17 protein-coding genes are annotated in these 18,261 nt (G+C 71.9%); 6 read left to right on the forward strand and 11 right to left on the reverse strand.

Features of this window, described 5'->3' with window-relative positions:
• Positions 1 to 182: 182 nt before the first annotated feature.
• From AC5WRT_RS08700 to mce, 7 genes are all read right to left on the reverse strand, one after another.
• Positions 183 to 1,085, reverse strand: a complete 903-nt coding sequence (locus AC5WRT_RS08700; protein ID WP_496093482.1) for an ABC transporter permease — start codon at positions 1,083 to 1,085, stop codon at positions 183 to 185.
• A complete protein-coding gene (locus tag AC5WRT_RS08705) occupies positions 1,082 to 2,422 on the reverse strand; it encodes an ABC transporter ATP-binding protein (RefSeq protein WP_496093481.1) in 1,341 nt (446 codons plus the stop codon). Before AC5WRT_RS08705 ends, AC5WRT_RS08700 begins: the two co-directional genes overlap by 4 nt.
• A 132-nt stretch (positions 2,423 to 2,554) precedes the next feature.
• Complete coding sequence (locus AC5WRT_RS08710; RefSeq protein ID WP_496093480.1) at positions 2,555 to 3,328, reverse strand: ABC transporter permease; 774 nt, start codon at positions 3,326 to 3,328, stop codon at positions 2,555 to 2,557.
• Between the two features lie 5 nt (positions 3,329 to 3,333).
• Positions 3,334 to 4,287 (reverse strand): ABC transporter ATP-binding protein, encoded by a 954-nt coding sequence (locus AC5WRT_RS08715; RefSeq protein ID WP_496093479.1) that lies wholly within the window; start codon positions 4,285 to 4,287, stop codon positions 3,334 to 3,336.
• Positions 4,288 to 4,370: 83 nt separating this feature from the next.
• Entirely contained in the window at positions 4,371 to 5,306 is a 936-nt protein-coding gene (locus tag AC5WRT_RS08720) for a cellulose-binding protein (protein WP_496093478.1), read from the reverse strand.
• A 183-nt stretch (positions 5,307 to 5,489) separates the two neighbouring features.
• Positions 5,490 to 9,404 (reverse strand): polarized growth protein Scy, encoded by a 3,915-nt coding sequence (gene scy / locus AC5WRT_RS08725; RefSeq protein WP_496093477.1) that lies wholly within the window; start codon positions 9,402 to 9,404, stop codon positions 5,490 to 5,492.
• Positions 9,405 to 9,609: 205 nt separating this feature from the next.
• Positions 9,610 to 10,050, reverse strand: coding sequence for a methylmalonyl-CoA epimerase (mce, locus tag AC5WRT_RS08730; RefSeq protein WP_496093476.1), 441 nt, complete (start codon positions 10,048 to 10,050; stop codon positions 9,610 to 9,612).
• Positions 10,051 to 10,200: 150 nt separating this feature from the next.
• On the opposite strand from mce, the gene AC5WRT_RS08735 reads away from it, so the two are divergent.
• From AC5WRT_RS08735 to AC5WRT_RS08745, 3 genes are all read left to right on the forward strand, one after another.
• Complete coding sequence (locus AC5WRT_RS08735; RefSeq protein ID WP_496093475.1) at positions 10,201 to 11,400, forward strand: acetyl-CoA C-acetyltransferase; 1,200 nt, start codon at positions 10,201 to 10,203, stop codon at positions 11,398 to 11,400.
• Between the two features lie 51 nt (positions 11,401 to 11,451).
• Positions 11,452 to 12,408, forward strand: coding sequence for a methylmalonyl Co-A mutase-associated GTPase MeaB (gene meaB / locus AC5WRT_RS08740; RefSeq protein ID WP_496093474.1), 957 nt, complete (start codon positions 11,452 to 11,454; stop codon positions 12,406 to 12,408).
• A 152-nt stretch (positions 12,409 to 12,560) separates the two neighbouring features.
• Positions 12,561 to 13,787, forward strand: coding sequence for an MFS transporter (locus AC5WRT_RS08745; protein ID WP_496100095.1), 1,227 nt, complete (start codon positions 12,561 to 12,563; stop codon positions 13,785 to 13,787).
• A gap of 85 nt (positions 13,788 to 13,872) precedes the next feature.
• Here the strand turns inward: AC5WRT_RS08745 and AC5WRT_RS08750 are convergent, their stop codons facing one another.
• The 4 genes from AC5WRT_RS08750 to AC5WRT_RS08765 form a co-directional block, all read right to left on the reverse strand.
• The gene (locus AC5WRT_RS08750) at positions 13,873 to 14,349 is read right to left on the reverse strand and encodes a MarR family winged helix-turn-helix transcriptional regulator (protein ID WP_071376406.1); all 477 of its coding nucleotides are present in this window, start codon (positions 14,347 to 14,349) and stop codon (positions 13,873 to 13,875) included.
• Between the two features lie 92 nt (positions 14,350 to 14,441).
• Positions 14,442 to 15,242: an AIM24 family protein gene (locus AC5WRT_RS08755; protein ID WP_496093616.1), complete on the reverse strand. Its 801-nt coding sequence runs from the start codon at positions 15,240 to 15,242 to the stop codon at positions 14,442 to 14,444.
• Positions 15,243 to 15,256: 14 nt separating this feature from the next.
• Complete coding sequence (locus tag AC5WRT_RS08760) at positions 15,257 to 15,907, reverse strand: AIM24 family protein (RefSeq protein ID WP_496093471.1); 651 nt, start codon at positions 15,905 to 15,907, stop codon at positions 15,257 to 15,259.
• Positions 15,908 to 15,909: 2 nt separating this feature from the next.
• A complete protein-coding gene (locus AC5WRT_RS08765; RefSeq protein ID WP_496093615.1) occupies positions 15,910 to 16,542 on the reverse strand; it encodes an AIM24 family protein in 633 nt (210 codons plus the stop codon).
• A 193-nt stretch (positions 16,543 to 16,735) separates the two neighbouring features.
• Between AC5WRT_RS08765 and AC5WRT_RS08770 the strand changes: the two genes are divergently transcribed.
• The 3 genes from AC5WRT_RS08770 (at position 16,736) to AC5WRT_RS08780 (ending at position 18,220) form a co-directional block, all read left to right on the forward strand.
• Positions 16,736 to 17,080 (forward strand): DUF3817 domain-containing protein, encoded by a 345-nt coding sequence (locus tag AC5WRT_RS08770; protein WP_496093470.1) that lies wholly within the window; start codon positions 16,736 to 16,738, stop codon positions 17,078 to 17,080.
• On the forward strand, positions 17,077 to 17,370 hold the full coding sequence (locus tag AC5WRT_RS08775; protein WP_496093469.1) for an MTH1187 family thiamine-binding protein: 294 nt from the start codon (positions 17,077 to 17,079) through the stop codon (positions 17,368 to 17,370). The genes AC5WRT_RS08770 and AC5WRT_RS08775 overlap by 4 nt, the downstream gene beginning before the upstream one ends.
• A gap of 97 nt (positions 17,371 to 17,467) precedes the next feature.
• Positions 17,468 to 18,220 (forward strand): hypothetical protein, encoded by a 753-nt coding sequence (locus tag AC5WRT_RS08780; protein ID WP_496093468.1) that lies wholly within the window; start codon positions 17,468 to 17,470, stop codon positions 18,218 to 18,220.
• Positions 18,221 to 18,261: the final 41 nt, after the last annotated feature.

The following is an 18,261-nucleotide window of genomic DNA, read 5'->3' on the forward strand; positions in this document are numbered from 1 at the left end:
GTCCCGTCTGGTCCGCGACGCCTGGCACGGCATCTCGCCGCGTTGTCGGGATCGTCCACGTACGCCCGGTACGAGGACGACCCTCCGCCTTGCGATGCACCGCACCAGACGCCGCGAACCCCGCCCTCCGGGCGGACGACGCTACTTTCGAAACAGGCCCTAGGGCCCGGGTCCCGGACGGGTCACACGTCCCGCTGCTGCAGCAGCACGCAGGCACCGGCGAACGCGGCCGCCGTCAGGCCCAGCATGATCCACAGCGGGTCCCAGCCCGAAGGGCCCGAACTGCTCAGGGAGTTGTCGTAGAAGCAGCTCATCTGGCTCGGGATCGAGTACTCCAGCAGCCACTGCCGCACCTTCGCCAGGGACTGCGAGGCCATGAACAGTGCGATCACCAGCGGGGCCAGCACGGCGCCGATCATGATGGTGATGGCGCCCGCGGAGTGCCGGATGACCGAGCCGACGAGCAGCGAGAACAGTCCGAGCAGCGCCAGGTAGAGACTGATGCCGACGGTCGCCTTGAGCCAGTCGTCGGTGGAGGGGGTGCGGGAGCCGCCCACCCCCTTCAGCATGGACGCGTGGACCATGGCGACGAAGCCGGAGGTGGCCAGGGCCACGACGAAGGCGACCACGAAGAACACGATCGCCTTGGCGGCGAGCACCCGGATGCGGCTCGGGCACGCGGTCATCGTGGTACGGATCATGCCCGTGCCGTACTCGGAGGCCGTGGTCAGCACGCCGAGGGTGATGACGCACATGCTGCCGATGAGCAGGCCGAAGAAGCCGAACTGCAGCGGGTTCTGGCCCGACAGCGTCTCCGGCGAGGAGTTGGACCTGACCAGCGAGCCGGCCATCAGGCCGATGCCGAGGACGAGCACGATGAACACGCCGAGCGTCCACATCGTCGACCGCACCGACTTGATCTTCGTCCACTCGGAGGCAAGCGCGTGCCCGAGGTGGGTGCGCCGCACCGGGATCGGCGAGGTGTAACCGGGGTACGCCCCGCCGGGTGCCGCCTGCCAGTCGGGAGCGGGAGCGGGAGCGGTGGAGGGGGCGGCCTGCGGCATCGGGGGCTGGTGGGTGCTCATCGGGCGTCCTCGGGCTTGGTCAGGTCGGCGGGGGCGGCGGCCGGGGCCGGGGGAGCGGCGGCGGGCGTCTGCTGCGGCGCGGGCGGGGCCGAGGCTGCCTGCGGCGCCGGAGCGGCCGGCTGCGACTGGGGCGCCGGGACGGCCGGCCCGCCCTGCGGGGTGCCGCCCGGCGTCTGGGCCTGCGCGGGGGAGGCGGCCCGCTGGGCGTAGGGGTTGGGGACGCCCGGGGCGGCGGGGGCGCCGTAACCGGGCGTCTGCGGGCCGCCGTAGGGCCCCGCGGGCACCTGCGGCATCGCGAACGGCTGACCGCCCTGCTGGGGCGGCGGCGGGGCGTACCAGCCGGGCTGGCCCTGGCCGGGCACCGGCATCGGCGGCTGGGCGCCCGGCGGCAGCGGCTGCTGCAGGCCCGTTTTCTGGTCGACGGTCGAGCGGTAGTCCACGGCGCTCTGCGTCATCCGCATGTACGCCTCCTCCAGCGAGGCCTGGTGCGGCGACAGCTCCCACAGCCGTACGCCCGCCTCGTGCGCGAGGTCGCTGATCCGGGGCAGCGGCAGCCCGGTCACCCGCAGCGCGCCGTCCTGCTCCGGCAGCACATGGCCGCCCGCCTCGGCGAGCGCGGCGCTGAGCTTCTCGCGCTGCTGCGGCTCGGTGTCGGGGGTGCGCACCCGGGCGAAGTCCGCGGAGTTGGCGGAGATGAAGTCCTTGACGCTCATGTCGGCGAGCAGTTGGCCGCGCCCGATGACGATGAGATGGTCGGCGGTCAGCGCCATCTCGCTCATCAGGTGCGAGGAGACGAAGACCGTGCGGCCCTCCGCGGCCAGGGCCCTCATCAGGTTGCGGACCCAGAGGATGCCCTCGGGGTCGAGGCCGTTGACCGGCTCGTCGAACAGCAGCACCTGCGGGTCGCCGAGCAGCGCGGCGGCGATGCCGAGGCGCTGGCCCATGCCGAGCGAGAAGCCCTTGGAGCGCTTTCTCGCCACGTCCTGCAGACCGACCACGCCGAGCACCTCGTCCACCCGCCGGGCCGGGATGCCGGACAGCTGGGCGAGGCTCAGCAGGTGGTTGCGGGCGGTCCGGCCCCCGTGCACGGCCTTCGCGTCGAGCAGTGCGCCGACCTGGCGGGGGGCGTTGGGCAGCTTGCGGTACGGGTAGCCGCCGATCGTCACCGACCCGGACGTCGGATTGTCCAGCCCGAGGATCATCCGCATCGTCGTCGACTTGCCCGAGCCGTTGGGCCCGAGGAAGCCGGTGACGGCTCCTGGACGCACCTGGAAGGAAAGGTCGTGCACGGCGGTCTTGTCGCCGTAGCGCTTGGTCAGGCCGACAGCCTCGATCATGCTCCGCACCCATCGAAAGGTTCAGGACAGCCGGGGCAGACGCCCCCGTAAGGGTTAGGAGGATATCGAGGCGCTGACGGTTCCGCCCAAGAGAATGCAAAGCCAGAACACTACGGCAGGTGACGGAGGCCGTTACTGAGCGTCTCGGCGCCGCAGGAGTGCGTACCCGCCGGCGAGCGCCGCGATCACCCAGAGCAGCATGATCCCGAGCCCGCCCCACGGCCCGTACGGCGTGTCGTCGCCGAGCCTCGGCACCACCTGCATGATCCGGCTGCCCGCCTGGTCCGGCAGGAACCGGCCGATCCTCTTCGTGGCGTCCACGTTGCCGAGGATGTTCGAGACCAGGAAGAAGAACGGCATCAGGATGCCGAGCGAGAGCATCGGCGAGCGCAGCATCGCGGCGACACCCATGGAGAACATCGCGATCAGCGCCATGTAGAGCCCGCCCCCCAGCACCGCGCGCAGCACACCGGGATCGCCGAGCCGCGCCGCGTGCGGGCCGAGCATCGCCTGCCCGAGGAAGAACGCGGCGAAGCTCGTCGCCATGCCGACCGCCAGGGCGAGCGCGCCGGCCACGGCGATCTTGCCGGACAGGAAGGCCGCACGCCGCGGCACGGCGGCCAGCGAGACCCGGATCATGCCGGTGCTGTACTCGTTCGACACGACCAGCACCCCGAACACGATCATGGCGAGCTGGCCCAGGCTCATGCCCGCGAAGCTGACGTACGTCGGATCGAACGCCAGCCGGTCCTCGGCCGGCATCGAGTGGAACTGACTCCTGGACAGGGCGGAGATGAGCATCCCGACGGCGATGGTGACCACCACGGCCAGCGACAGCGTCCACACCGTGGACGCCACCGACCGGATCTTGGTCCACTCGGAGCGGAGCACCTGTACGGTCGCCACGGGCGTCAGGCCCCCTTCCAGTCGGCGCCCCAGTCCCGCGGGGCGGCCCCCGGACCGGTCTGCGCGTGGTACTCCACCGCGTCCGCGGTCAGCTGCATGAACGCCTCCTCCAGCGAGGCCTGCCGGGGGCTCAGCTCGTGCAGCACGATCCCGTGGCGCGCCGCCAGCTCGCCGATCCGCTCGGCCTTGCCGCCCTCGACCTCCAGGGCGGCCCCGCCCGCCTCGACGACGGTGATCCCGTCCGCGTGCAGCACATCGAGCAGCCGCTCGCGCTGCGGCGAGCGGATCCGCGTGTACGACCGCGAGTTCGTCCGGATGAAGTCGGCCATGGAGGTGTCGGCGAGCAGCCGCCCCTGCCCGATGACGACGAGATGATCCGCGGTCAGTGCCATCTCGCTCATCAGATGGCTCGAGACGAACACCGTCCGCCCCTGGGCGGCCAGCGATTTCATCAGGTTCCGGATCCAGTGGATGCCCTCCGGGTCCAGCCCGTTGACCGGCTCGTCGAACATCAGGATCCGCGGGTCGCCGAGCAGCGCCGCGGCGATTCCCAGCCGCTGCCCCATGCCGTACGAGAAGCCCTTGGCCTTCTTCCGCGCCACGGCCGTGAGCCCGACCGTCTCCAGCACCTCGGCCACCCGGCGCTCCGGGATGCCGTTGCTCTGCGCCAGGCACAGCAGATGGTTGTAGGCACTGCGCCCGCCGTGCACGGCCTTGGCGTCCAGCAGGGCGCCGATGTACGTCAGCGGGTCCTTCAGCTGCGGGTAGTGCCTGCCGTCGATGCGGACGTCACCGGCGGTGGGGTGGTCGAGCCCGAGGATCATCCGCATGGTCGTGGACTTCCCGGCACCGTTAGGCCCGAGGAACCCGGTGACGATGCCCGGCCGCACGGCGAACGTGAGGTGATCCACCGCCACCTTCTCGCCGTACCGCTTGGTCAGCCCCTCGAGCTCGATCATGCGGCCACGCTAAAACGCGAGGAAGCCCCCTGCCACTTGAGGGCAGGGGGCTACGAAGGCGCCCGTACGGCCGCTACCCGTGCCTACCGGGACTGCTGCGCCGGCACCCCACGCGAGATCGGCTCGTCCTCGGTCGGCGAACCCGCGGCGGCGACGGCCGCACCGGTGAGCGTCGCGAGCATCTCCCGGACGTTCGTCAGCTGCGCGTTGATCGAGTCGCGGCGGTTGGTCAGCGCGGCCAGCTCGCGCTCGGACTCCGAGCGGATGCGGTCGGCCTTGGCGTTGGCGTCGGCCACGATGTCCTCGGCCTGGCGCTGGGCCGTCTCCACCGTCTGGCGGGCACGGCGCTCGGCGTCGGTGCGCAGCTTCTCCGCCTCCAGGCGCAGCTGCTCGGCGCGGTGCTCGATCTCGGCGAGGCGCTTCTCGGCCTTCTGCTGACGCGAGGCCAGGTCGCGCTCGGACTGCTCGCGGCGCTTGGCGAGGTTCGTCTCGAAGTCGGCGGCGGCCTGCGCGGCCTTGGCGCGGGTCTCCTCGAAGAGGGCGTCCGCCTCCTCGCGCTTGGACTGCGCGTCCTTCTGCGCCTCGGCACGCAGCTGGGCGGCCTCGCCCTTCGCCTTCTCGACGATGCGGACGCCCTCGTCCTCGGCCTTCGCCTTGCGCTCGGTGGCGTAGGCCTCGGCGTCGTTGCGGACCTGCTGGGCCGCCGACTCGGCGAGGTCCCGGTGCTGTTCGGCCGCGCGCCGGGCCTCCTCACGCAGTTCCTTGGCCTCTTCCTCGGCCAGGCGCAGGATCTTCTCGACCCGGGCACCGAGACCCGCGTACGACGGCTCGGCGTCGGTGACCTGGGCCTGCGCGTTCTGCGTCTCGAGGTGGAGCTCCTCGATGCGCTTCTCCAGGGCGGTGATGCGGGCGAGAGCGCTGTCACGGTCGGAGACGAGTTTGGAGATACGTTCGTCCACCTGAGCGCGGTCGTACCCACGCCGCACAAGCTCGAAGCCGTAGGGGGAAGTGTCGCTCATGGGGTTCCTGTCGAATGAGACCGGTGAGGTGATAGGGGGAATCCTAGGGGCCGAAGCGGTGTGTCATCGAGCGGATACGTGTTTGATCTGGAGAATGAGACCCCTTTTGAGTGGCTGACGGCCGGATGGCTTGCCAACGAGTCGGGCAAAGCCCCCAGACGTTACCGGAACGCATCCCTCAGGCTAGCCGTCTGACGCCTTGCCACCCGATCGGGGGGCGCCCACCGTCGCACCGGCCTTGACCCCGCCGTCCTTGCCGGACGACGGCGCCTCGAAGGATTCCAGCGCCTCCAGGACGTCCTGGACCCGGGAGATCTCGGCGTTGATGTCCTCGCGCCTGCGCACCAGGATCTCCAGCTCGCGCTTGCCCTCCTCGACCGTGCGCCGGGCCTCGCGGATCGCCTCGGCCTTGAGCTCCTCGGCCTCCTTGACGAGGCTGGCCTTCTTCTGCTCGGCCTCCTTGAGCAGCCCCTCCGCCTTCTTCACGGCCGCGATACGCACCTTGCCCGCCTCGGAGTTGGCCTCCGAGACCAGCTCCTTGGCCTTCGCCTCGGCCTTCGCCAGCTGCTCCTCGGCCGCCTTGATGAGCGCGTCGCAGCGGTCGCCGGTGGACTTCATCGTCTCGGCGGCCTCGCGCCGGGCCCGCTCGTGCAGCTCCTCGATCTCGGCGGTGATGCGGTCGCGCAGCTCCTCCGCGCGCTCCCTGATCGCGGTCGCGTCCCGGCGGGCGCCGACCAGCAGCTCGTCGGCGTCCGTACGGGCCTTCTCCACCCGGGCGTTGCCCTCGACGGTCGCCTCGGCGACGATCCGCTCGGCCTCGGCGCGGGCCGCGCCGACCATGGTGTCGGCCTGCGACTCGGCGTCCGCGGTGGTCTTCAGCGCCTGCTCCTGCGCCTCCGCGAGCAGCTTGTCCACCTCGGCCGTGGTCTCGGTGATGAGCGTGTCGACCTGCTCGGCCGCCTCCGAACGCCGCTTGTTGGATTCCTTGCGGGCCTCGTCCAGGGCCCGTTCGGCCTCCTCACGGGCCGAGCCGAGGAGCCGCTCGGCCGCCGCCTCCGCGTCCGCCCTGAGCTGTTCGGCGTCCGTCCGCAGCCGCTCGGCGTGCGCCTGCGCCGAACCGACCGTCTCGGCGGCCTCCGCGCGCAGCCGCTCGGCCTCGCCGGTGGCCTCTCCGACGAGCTGCTCGGCGGCCGCCAGAGCCTCGGCGCGCACCCGCTCCGCCTCGGCGGCGGTCGCCGTCTGCAGCCGCTCCGCCTCGCTCAGGGCTTCCGTACGGAGCCGGTCGGCCTCGGCGATCGTCTCGTTCTGGAGCCGCTCGGCCTCGTTGCGCGCCTCGGTGATGAGGGTGTCCGCCTGGGTCGCCGCGTCCGAGCGGATCCTGTTGGCGTCCTCACGGGCGTCCGCCCGGGTACGGGATGCCGTCTGGTCGGCCTCGGCGAGCGCGTCCGAGGCCTCGGAGCGCACCCGCTGGGCGTACTCGCCGGCGTCCGTGCGCAGCCGCTCGGCCTCCGCCATCGCCTCCGCGACCGTACGCTCGGCCAGTTCCTTGGCGGCCTTTGACGCCTCGTTCGCCTCGCGCCGGACCCGCGAGGCGTCCTCGCTCGCCCGCTCCCGCTCGGCGTAGGCGTCGGCGCGGACCCGGTCCGCCTCCTCCTCGGCCTCCCGCCGGGTGCGGTCCGCCGCGTGCTCGGCGGCCGAGCGCAGCCCGGCGATCTCCTCCTGCGCCTGCTCGTGCAGCCCGGCGACCGAGTCGCGTACCTGCTGGGCGTGCTGCTCGGCGGCGGACACCATCTCGGTGGCCCGCCGGTCGGCCTCCTGCACCAGCCGGGTCGCCTCGGCCTGCGCCTCCTCCACCCGCCTGCGGGCGGAGGCCAGCAGATCCTCGCTCTGTTCGCGGGCCCGCCGGCGCTCCTCCTCGGCCTCCTCACGGGCCGCGCCGAGCAGCTCCTCCGCCTCGCGGCGGCGCCGCGCGGCCTCCTCCTGGGCGGCGGCCAGCGTCTCGGACGCCTCGGTGCCGAGCCGCTCGGCGGCGGCCTGCGCCTCCGCGCGCAGCCGGTCGGCGGTGTCCTGGGCCTCCGCCTTGAGCCGCTCGGCCTCGGCGGCTGCCTCACTGCGCAGCCGCACGGCGACGGCCTCGCCCTCGGCGCGCGAGGCGGACGCGTCGGACGCGGCCTCGGTGCGCAGCCGCTCGGCCTCGGCCTCGGCCTGCTGCTGGAGCGTGCGGATCCGTTCGGCGGTCTCGCTGCGCAGCCGCTCGCTCTCCTCGGTGGCCTCGCGGCGGATCCGGGCGGCCTCGTCGCGGGCGTCCGCGAGCGCCTGCTCGGCCGACTCCAGCCGCTCCTGCGCCTCCGTCTGGAGCCGTGTCAGCTCTCCCGCCGCCTCGGCGCGGCGGGCCTCGACGGCGCGCTCGGTCTCCTCCCGCAGCTCGCGCGCGGCGGTCTCGGCGTCCGTCGTGATCTGCTCGGCCTGCTCGCCGGCCTCGGCGCGCAGCCGCTCGGCCTCCTTGCGGGCCCGGTCCAGGGTCTCCTCGGCCTGCCGGCGCAGCGCGGTGGCCCGCTCGATGGCCTCGGTGCGGACCTTCTCGCTGTCGGTCGTCGCGGTCTGTCGCAGCTCGTCGGCGTCCGCCTTGGCCTTGGCCAGCAGCTCCTCGGCGGACTTGGCCGCCTCCTCGATCTGCGCGACCGCCTCCCGGCGGGCCTCCGCACGGATCGACTCGCCCTCGGCGACCGCGTCGGCGCGCAGCTGCTCGGCGTCGCCGCGCAGCCGACGGGCCTCCTCCTGCAGCTCGACCGTCTTGGCGCGGTACTCCTTGGTGTCGTCCTTCGCCGCGCCCTTGAGCTGCTCGGCGATGTCGTGCGCCTCGGCGCGCAGCCGGTCCGCCTCGGCCTCGGCCTCGGTGCGGATCCGCTCGGCCTCCTCGGCGGCGGCCCGGGTGGTCCGCTTGGCCTCCTCGGAGGCCTTGTTCAGCACGTCCTCGGCGGTCTTGGCCGCCTTGGACAGCTGGGTCGCGCTCTCCTCGGCGGTGACCGTGCGGGCCTTCTCGGACGCCTCCGCGAGGATCTTCTCAGCCTCGGCGCGGGCGTCCGCGACCAGCTGCTCGGCCTCCGACCTGGTCTGCTCGGCCTCCTTGGTGGCCTCCTCGACCAGCCTGGCGACCTGCTCCTTGGCCGTGCGGGTCCGCGTCTCGTTGGCGGCCTCGGCGCCGGCCAGGGCCTTGGCGGCGGCCTCCTTGGCCTCCGTGACGACCTTCTCGGCCTCCGCCTGGGCCTTGCGCAGCGCCTCCTCGGCCGCCGCCATCCGTTCCTCGGCGGCCCGGGTCAGCTCGGTGGCCTGCCTGCGGGCGGTGTCCGACTCGCCGGCCGCGTCGGTGCGCAGCCGCTCGGCGTGGTCGGTGGCCTCCTGGGCCTGCGTGGAGGCGGCGTTCAGCAGGCGCTCGGCGTCCGTGCGGGCGCGGCGCAGGATCTGCTCGGCCTCCGTGCGGGCCGACTCGGCCTCGCTCTGCAGCCGCTCCCGGGCCTCCCGGGTCAGCCGCTCGGCCTCCGCGCGGGCGGCGGCCATCGCCTGCTCGGCCTCGGCGCGGGACTCCTCCAGCAGCCGGCGGGCCTGCTGCTCGGTGCGGGCACGCAGCTGCTCCGCCCACGCCACGTTCTCGTTGACGTGCGACTCGACGGTGGCGCGGCGCTCGGCCAGCTCCTGGTCGAGCTGCTGCCGCCGGGTCACGGCCTCCTGGTGCAGCTCGGCCTGGAGCCGGGCCGCCTGCTCGGCGTGCTCCTGCAGGATCCGCTGGGTCTGCGCACGGGCCTCGGCGGCCATCCGCTCGGCTTCCTGCCGCAGCTGATCGGCCTGCATCTGGGCATTGCGGAGCAACTGTTCGGCCTGATAGCCGATGTCACCGCCGTCGAAGGCGGGCCGGGTCATCAGGGTGCGGCGCGCCTCGTGCAGCTTGGCGCGCAGCACCTCGACCTGGTAGCCGAGGTCCTCGGCGTGCTGGATCGCCTTCTCCCGCTCGGTCCTCAGCCGCTTCATCTCGGCCTCGAACCGAGTGAGGTGGTCGACGTCAGCCGCCGGCTCTCGCTCCTGGCTCTCGTAGCCCCGCACTGCGCGGTCCCATCCGTCCCCTGGTCAGCTTCTCCAACGAGCCTCGTCCTCCGCCGAACGGGGCCCCCGGGGAATGGTGTCAGATCAACGGCGGAGCACGGGCTGCCGCCCCGACGCTCGTCCCCCGAAACCCGGACCCCGGAACGGTCGCCCCCAGCTTTCGGAGACGACCGCCCCCAACCCTACCGGCCCTTATGTACGGCGGTCAGTGCTCAGGGGACTCAACCGGGGCCGAAGTGACCAGTTCTGTCAGGACGCCGTGGCAGTCCTTGGGGTGCAGGAAGGTGATCCGCGATCCCATCGAACCCCGTCGCGGCTCGTCGTACAGCACGCGTACGCCCTTGTCGCGGATCTCGGAGGCGTCCGCGTCCACATCCGCCGTGCCGAAGGCAATGTGGTGGACGCCCTCCCCGTTCTTGGCCAGCCACTTGCCGACCGCGGAGTCCTCGCGGGTCGGCTCCAGCAGCTGGAGGTAGGAGGCGCCGCCGTCCGAGGTCTCGTTGATCTTGAGCATGGCCTCGCGCACGCCCTGCTCCTCGTTGACCTCGGTGTGGAACACCTCGAATCCGTACGTGGCCCGGTAGAACTCGACGGTGGCGTCGAGGTCGTGGCAGGCGATCCCGATGTGGTCGATTCGCGTCAGCATGATTTCAGTGCAGCGCCACCGCGGTGGTTACGCAACGTGCGAGCGATCACACTGACAGCCCGATGACGGCACGGAGTGCCACTCAGTACATTCGAAGTAAACCCTCGTTCACTCCTCGGCCTGGGCAGGCCGGTAAGGGGATCGCAGCTCATGCCTTCTGGAACGACCAGCTCTGTGATCGTCGCGGGCGCGCGCACGCCCATGGGACGACTGCTCGGCTCCCTCAAGTCCTTCTCCGGAGCCGACCTCGGCGGCTTCGCGATCAAGGCCGCCCTCGACCGTGCGGGGATCGGCGGCGACCAGGTGCAGTACGTGATCATGGGCCAGGTGCTCCAGGCGGGCGCCGGTCAGATCCCGGCCCGCCAGGCCGCCGTCAAGGCCGGCATCCCCATGAACGTCCCGGCGCTCACCATCAACAAGGTGTGCCTCTCCGGCCTCGACGCCATCGCGCTGGCGGACCAGCTGATCCGCGCCGGCGAGTTCGACATCGTCGTGGCCGGCGGCCAGGAGTCCATGACCAACGCCCCGCACCTGCTGCCGAAGTCCCGCGAGGGCTTCAAGTACGGCGCGGTCCAGATGCTCGACGCGATGGCCCACGACGGCCTGACCGACCCGTGGGAGAACATCCCCATGGGCGAGTCCACGGAGAAGCACAACACCCGTCTGGGCATCGGCCGCGCCGAGCAGGACGAGATCGCCGCCCTGTCCCACCAGCGAGCGGCCGCCGCGCAGAAGAACGGCCTGTTCGAGGCCGAGATCACCCCGGTGGAGATCCCGCAGCGCAAGGGCGACCCGGTCCTGTTCAGCAAGGACGAGGGCATCCGCGGCGACACCACCGTGGAGTCCCTGGGCAAGCTGCGCCCTGCCTTCAGCAGGGACGGCACGATCACGGCCGGGTCGTCGTCCCAGATCTCCGACGGCGCGGCGGCCGTGGTCGTGATGAGCAAGGCCAAGGCCGAGGAGCTGGGCCTCACCTGGCTCGCCGAGATCGGCGCGCACGGCAATGTGGCGGGCCCGGACAACAGCCTGCAGTCGCAGCCGTCCAACGCCATCCAGCACGCTCTGAAGAAGGAGGGCCTGGAGGTCTCCGACCTGGACCTGATCGAGATCAACGAGGCCTTCGCCGCCGTCGCCGTGCAGTCCATGAAGGACCTCGGCGTGTCCACCGAAAAGGTGAACGTGAACGGTGGCGCGATCGCCCTCGGACACCCGATCGGCATGTCCGGCGCCCGTCTGGTGCTGCACCTGGCGCTGGAGCTCAAGCGGCGCGGCGGCGGCACCGGCGCGGCCGCGCTGTGCGGTGGCGGCGGCCAGGGTGACGCGCTGATCGTGCGGGTACCGAAGGCGTGAGCACTCTCGTTGTGCGCATCTGTACGTCTGTGAACTGAACGGAGCTGTTTGATGCAGGACGTCTCCTCTCTGGTGGCCCAGGCCAGGGAAGGCCGGCCGCGGGCCGTGGCCCGGCTGATCTCCTTGGTGGAGGGGGCGTCCCCGCAGCTCAGAGAGGTCATGGCGGCGCTGGCCCCGCTGACCGGCAACGCCTACGTGGTGGGCCTGACCGGCTCCCCGGGGGTCGGCAAGTCGACCTCGACCTCCGCGCTCGTCACGGCGTACCGCAAGCAGGGCAGGCGGGTCGGCGTCCTGGCCGTCGACCCGTCCTCGCCCTTCTCCGGCGGCGCCCTGCTCGGCGACCGCGTCCGCATGTCGGAGCACGCCTCCGACCCGGGCGTCTACATCCGCTCGATGGCCACCCGAGGCCACCTGGGCGGCCTCGCCTGGGCCGCGCCCCAGGCGATCCGGGTCCTCGACGCCGCGGGCTGCGACGTGATCCTGGTCGAGACGGTGGGCGTGGGCCAGTCGGAGGTCGAGATCGCCTCCCAGGCGGACACCAGCGTGGTCCTGCTGGCCCCCGGCATGGGTGACGGCATCCAGGCGGCCAAGGCGGGCATCCTGGAGATCGGCGACGTGTACGTCGTCAACAAGGCGGACCGGGACGGCGCGGACGCCACCGCCCGCGAACTGAACCACATGCTGGGCCTCGGCGAGGCCCGTGGCCCCGGCGACTGGCGTCCGCCGATCGTGAAGACGGTCGCCGCCCGTGCCGAGGGCGTCGACGAGGTCGTCGAGGCCCTGGAGAAGCACCGGGCGTGGATGGAGGAACGCGGGGTGCTGGCCGAGCGCCGCAGGGCCCGCGCGGCCCGCGAGGTGGAGACCATCGCGGTGACGGCGCTGCGCGAGCGCATCGGCGACCTGCACGGCGACCGCCGCCTCAGCGCGCTCGCGGAGCGCATCGTCGCCGGCGAGCTGGACCCGTACCGCGCGGCGGACGAGCTGGTCGCGGGCCTGACCCAGGGCTGACCGATCGCCGACCGGCCGGCCCTGCTGCTAACTTGGCGGCCATGTTCCTCTCCTTGGCGTAGAGCGCACCCCGGACCGCGAGGCCGTGACGAACCACCGGCCCTCGCGTCCCTCGGTGTCCGCTCCTCCGCCTCCACCAGAGGAACATCAGCATGTCCACACATGCCGTCGCGCGGCCCACGTACGCCGCCGTACTGCGCCTGCCCCACGCCCGCCGCACCTTCGCCTCCGCCCTCACCGCCCGCCTGGCCTACGGCACGGTCTCTCTGGCGGTGCTGCTGTCCGTCACCCGGTCCACCGGCTCCTACGCCGTATCCGGCCTCGTGCTGTCCCTGTTCGGCGCCACGGCGGTCCTTTTGATGCCGTGGCGCGCCTCCCTGACCGACCGGTACGGTCCCCGGCGCACGCTGCCGCCCATGGCCCTGCTGTACGGCGTCCTGCTCTGCGTGCTGGCCGCGCTGACCTGGCGCCCCGGGGCACCGCCGCCGGCCCTCGCCGCGGCGGCGGCCCTCACGGGCGCGTGCGCACCTCCGCTGGGGCCGGCCATGCGTGCGGTATGGGCCGAACTGGCTCCGGAACCGGATACGCTGGTCCGCGCCTACGGACTGGACGGCGTCGCCGAGGAACTGCTCTACGTCTCCGGCCCGGCCCTGGTCGGCGCGCTGACGGGTGTCGCCCCGCCGGCGTCCGGGATCCTGCTCAGCGCGGTCCTGATCGTGGGCGGTACGTGCGTCTTCGTCACCTCCCCGGCGCTGCCCGGCCCTCGGGGCACCGTCCTTGGAAAGGGGCGCGGCACCCTCTCCGGCCTGCTGGCGCCGGTCGCCGTGGTGACGGGGGCGGGACTGGCGCTGAGCGGGGTGGGACTGCTGGTGACGGCGTTCGCCACGGCACGGTCGTACGGCGCAGGGCCGGTCCCGTGGGTCCTGGGCGCCCTGTCCGCGGGGAGCGCGGTCGGCGGTCTGCTCAACGGGGCGGTGGCGTGGCGGGCGCCGGCCCGGGCACGGCTGTGCGGGTTCGCCGCGGGGCTCGGCCTGGTGATCGCGGTGGCGGGTCTGGCACCCGGCGTGTGGACCCTCGCCGGGGTCATGGCTCTCGCCGGGGCGTTCATCGCCCCTCTCCTGACCACGGCGTATCTGCTGGCCGCGGAACTGGCGGACGGCGCTTCGCGGACCCGGGCGGGGGCGTGGGTCAACACCGGGGTGAACGCCGGGAGTTCGGCCGGAGCACTGGTGACCGGGCTGCTCATCGGCAGGCTCCCCCTCGAGGGATGCTTCCTGCTGGCGGGGGCGGTGGCCGTGCTGCCCGCCGTGGCCTCGTACCGCCGTCGCGGGGTGCGGGCCGTGGCGGGCGGACCGCGTCCACGCGGCGAAGCCGCATGATCGGCCCCGTCCGGCCCTGACGGGGTGCGGCGGCATCCGTCGGTGCCGGACTGCCCGCCCGCCCCGCTGCCGCACCCCGCACCGCTCAGGGACGCCCCCGCTGCCCCCTCAGGTGCTCGGCGATCGGCTTCAGCGCCTTGTCCAGTTCCGTCAGCGCCTCCGGTGACAGCAGATCGATGAAGTGCCGCCGCACGGAGGCGACGTGGTGGGGAGCCACCTTCTTCATCGTCTCCATGCCGTGTTCGGTCAGCACGGCGTACAGCCCCCGCCGGTCCGACTCGCAGTTCTCACGGCGCACCAGGTTCGCGTTCTCCATCCGCGTGATCTGGTGCGAGAGCCGGCTCTTGGACTGCAGGGTCGCCGACGCGAGGTCGCTCATCCGCATGCGTACGTCGTCGGACTCGGACAGGTTCACGAGGATCTCGTAGTCGTTCATAGTCAGGCCGAACGGCTGCAGATCCTTCTCCAGCTGGTACGTCAACAGCCTGTTGACCTCCAGGTGGGTGCGCCAGGCGCACTGCTCCGCATCGGTCAGCCAGCGCGTGGCCGTCTCGGTCTCCATGAATGAAGTCTACCTAAGAAGTTGAATGGCGAACTACTTCGGATGGTGTGACTGTGCGCACGCGTTCGACGTCACACTCCGCAGACTACCGCTCACAGCCCGAAGCGACGCTGGAGGTCCCCCAGCTGTCCGGGAAGGCGCGGTGCACCCGAAGGTTGCGGACCGTGTCCGCCCGACCCCGGAACGCCACCCCCCGGCACCCCCGGTCCGGAGGGGACGACCCCCGTCGCCGTCTCCTCCATCAGGGTCTCCGTCGACTGCAACAGGACCGTTCCGGCGCCCACGAACTCGAACTGGTGCTCCTCCCCGGACACGCCGCCCAGGCCCGTCATCGCACGTAGACCGCCCAGCACACCCGTCAGATACCCGTGGTCGTAGTGATGGCACGGTGACGGGCAGTCGGCCCACCCGACGAGCGCCTGAGGGTCGACCCGGATCGGAGGTTCCACGAACACCACCGGTCCGTTAGATGCGGCCACAAACTTTCCGGTTCCGATAAGGGTCAGAAACCCCGGGACGATCGACTGCTTCAGCGACAGACTTGGCTGAAAAGCGAGCAGATTGCCCGCGCGAATGGTCAAGTTCCCGTCGTCCAGGTCGTAGGAGTTGACGTCGAAGGCCCGGTCGGCGAGCAGCATCTTGCCCGAGCCGGCCGCCACCACCCAGTCGCTCGCGTGCAGTGGCGAATGGAACGACGTGCGGACAAGTCGGTCCAATCGGCCGTGCCCGATGCCGTTGAACTCGATCGCCCCGTAGTAGGCGATCATCTTCCCCTTCTGCAGGAACCACTCCCCGCTCTTGAGCTCGACGCAGAACGTGTACTTGTTCACGTTGTCGTCGGCGGGCAGCGTCATCGGGTCGTGCACCACCGGGCCGCCCGGGGTGCCGTACATGCCTCCGTGCGTGCTCACAGCTTCTCCTCCGAGGCCTGGACGAACACCGTGCCGTTCCCGCTCAGCTCCAGCTGGAAGGCCTCGCCGGAGCCGCGGCCCACCATCTCGCGCCAGCCGAGCGCGGCGGAGAGCCTGTTGCGGACGTCGCCGTGGTGGGCGACATAGGCCTGCGGGTCCACATGGACCGGCCGCTGGGGAGTGATCGGGATCTCGAAGACGCCGCCGTGCGCCATCACGGCGACCGAGCCCTGGCCCTGGAGGGTGGTGGTGAACAGGCCCTGCCCCGTGACCTGACCCCGGACCAGGCCCATCACCCCTCCCTGCGAGCCCATGAACATCGTGCCCTGGCGCAGCGTGCCCTCGAAGGCGAGCAGGCGGTCGGCCTCCACACAGAGGGTGTCGCCGGTGAGGTGGATCACGTGGACGTGGTGGCCGCCGTGCCCGAAGAAGACCGTGCCGTGGCCCTCGACGGTCATCAGCGGGGTCGCCTCGCCCGTCACTCTGCGCCCGATCATGGACATCAGTCCGCCCTGGCCGCCCTGCAGGTTCGGCGTGAAGGACACATCCCCCCTGTAGGCGAGCATCGCCCCGCGCTGACTGAACAGTCGCTGCCCGGGCAGCACGGTCGCCTCCACCATCTTGGAGTTGATCTCGCGGAAGGCCATGGCTACAGATCCCCCGCGATCGTGTTCCGCTCGCTCGGCTGCACGTACACCAGGCCGTCCCCCTCGAAGCGGATCTGGAAGGCCTCGCCGCCGCCCTCCCCGAAGAACGTGCGGAACGTCACGCCCGACTGGAAGGACTGCCGGACATTGCCCTGGTGGGCGATGTACGCACCCGGGTCGACAATCAGCGGGTACTGCGGGCTGACCCGGAGCACCACCGCCGGCCCGTCGGACATGATCGCCGCCTGCCCGTGCCCCTCGACGGTCGTCGTGAACAGGCCGTTGCCCTGCGAGGCGCCGCGCAGCCCCGTGAACGTCGTGCCCGTGCGCAGTCCCGCGTCCGTCACGAGCAGGTTGCTCGCCTCCACGTACAGCTTGTCGCCCTGGAGGCTCACGAGGTTGATCTCGGTCGCGCGGTCCGCGAACCAGCACGTGCCGTGCCCCTTCACCTCCATCACCGTCATCTGCTCGCCGGTGAGCCGCCGGGTCACCATCCCGCGCAGCCCCTCGCCGCCGCCGCTCAGCTTCTTGAAGCTCATCTGCCCGTCGTACGCGACCATCGAGCCGTTCTTCGCCTTCACGGCGTCCCCGGTCATGTCGACGGCGAGCACCTTGCTGCCCTGTAGTCGGAACATCGCCACGCAGTGAAAGTAGCGGCGCGGCGGGTGGACGGAACAGGGCCCGTGGGTGGACACCGACCCTGAGCGGACCCCTGGGGCAGCCGTTTGCCACAATGGGGGACGCTTGTGCGTGCGTTCACAAACTGCAGCCCGCCGCCGACGGACCGTAACCGCAGACCGTCGCGAGAACTCCCACCGAAGGTGATCCGTGGACATCAAGACCGCCACCGCCCTCCGCCGCCTCCGCCTGGTCTCGGCCCCGGAGGCCGTGTCCTTCCTGATCCTCCTCGTCTGCTCGGTGCTGAAGCGGACCACCGACTTCAACGCGGTCCCCGTCATGGGCGCGGTCCACGGCGTGCTGTTCATCCTGTACGTCATCTTCTGGGCGGACGCCTGGAACCGTGCCAAGTGGCCGCTGCGGACCGGCCTGCTCTACTTCGTCCTCTCCGTGCTGCCCACGGGGGGCTTCTTCGCCGAACGCAAGCTCAAGCGCGCCGCCGAGAACGAGATCATCGCCGCCCGCGCCCGCAAGGAAGGGATCGTGAACGCGTGATCGTCGCCTTCTCCGTGACGCCCCTCGGCGTCGGCGAGGACGTGGGGGAGTACGTCGCCGACGCCGTCCGCGTGGTCCGCGAGTCCGGGCTGCCCAACCGCACCGACGCCATGTTCACGTCCATCGAGGGCGAGTGGGACGAGGTCATGGACGTCGTCAGGCGTGCCGTCGCCGCGGTGGAGGCGCGCGTCCCGCGCGTGTCGCTCGTCCTCAAGGCCGACATCCGGCCCGGCGTGACCGACGGACTCACTTCCAAGGTCGAGACCGTCGAACGGCACCTGGCGGGGTAGCGGACCCCTTTTGGGCGGTCGTCGGAGGCAGGTGTACGTTCCCCTCCTGATCATCCGAGCGATCGCTCGAGTTCGCATTCTGGCCTGGGGGAACTTCATGCGTCTCTACCGAGAGACACACATACGCGCCGACCTCGACGAGCTGTGGGCGCGCACCCAGGACCCCGTCACACGCCTGCGCTGGGACCTCCGCTTCCGGTCGATCGAACCCCTTGCGGGCACGGCGGGCGGGCCGCGCCGCTTCGCCTGCGCCTGGCGCGTGCTGCCCCTCCTCACGGTGCCCGCCACCGGCGTCGCGGCCGGCGAGCGCGACCGGGCGGACGGCACGCGCGTGTGTGCCCTGCGTTTCTCCTCCTCCCACCCGCTCTCCCCGATCGCCGAGGCGAGCGCCTACTGGCGTTACGTGCCCGACACGCGGGGCGTGCGGCTGCTCACCGGGTACGAGTACCGCCCCCGCGGGGGCGCCTTCGGCGCGGTCGCAGACCGGGTGCTTCTGCGGCCGATGGCCGGCTGGGCCACGGCGTGGTCCTTCGACCGGCTCCGGCTGTGGCTGGAGCGGGGGATCACGCCCGAGCGGGCCCTGCTCAACTGGATCCTCGAGGTGACCGTCCGGGCGGTTGTCCTCACCGTGTGCCTGACCGGACTGGGACGGGAGTCGCTGCTGCGGCTCTTCGGCTCCTTCGCGGACGCCGTGGCATACCTGTGCCCGCTGATGCTGGTGCTCGCCGGGTCGCTCGCGCTCTTCAAGGCCCCGCTGGCCGCGACGCCCGCCGCCCGCCGGTGCCTGCGGGCACCGGTCACCCGGGCCCGGGCGCCGCGTGTGCTGCGCAGGCTGGAGGCGTACGGGTGAGGTGAGGGTCGGCCGCGCCTGCGAGCGGCGACCGAAAGCCG

Source organism: Streptomyces sp. NTD91 (genome assembly GCF_059510455.1).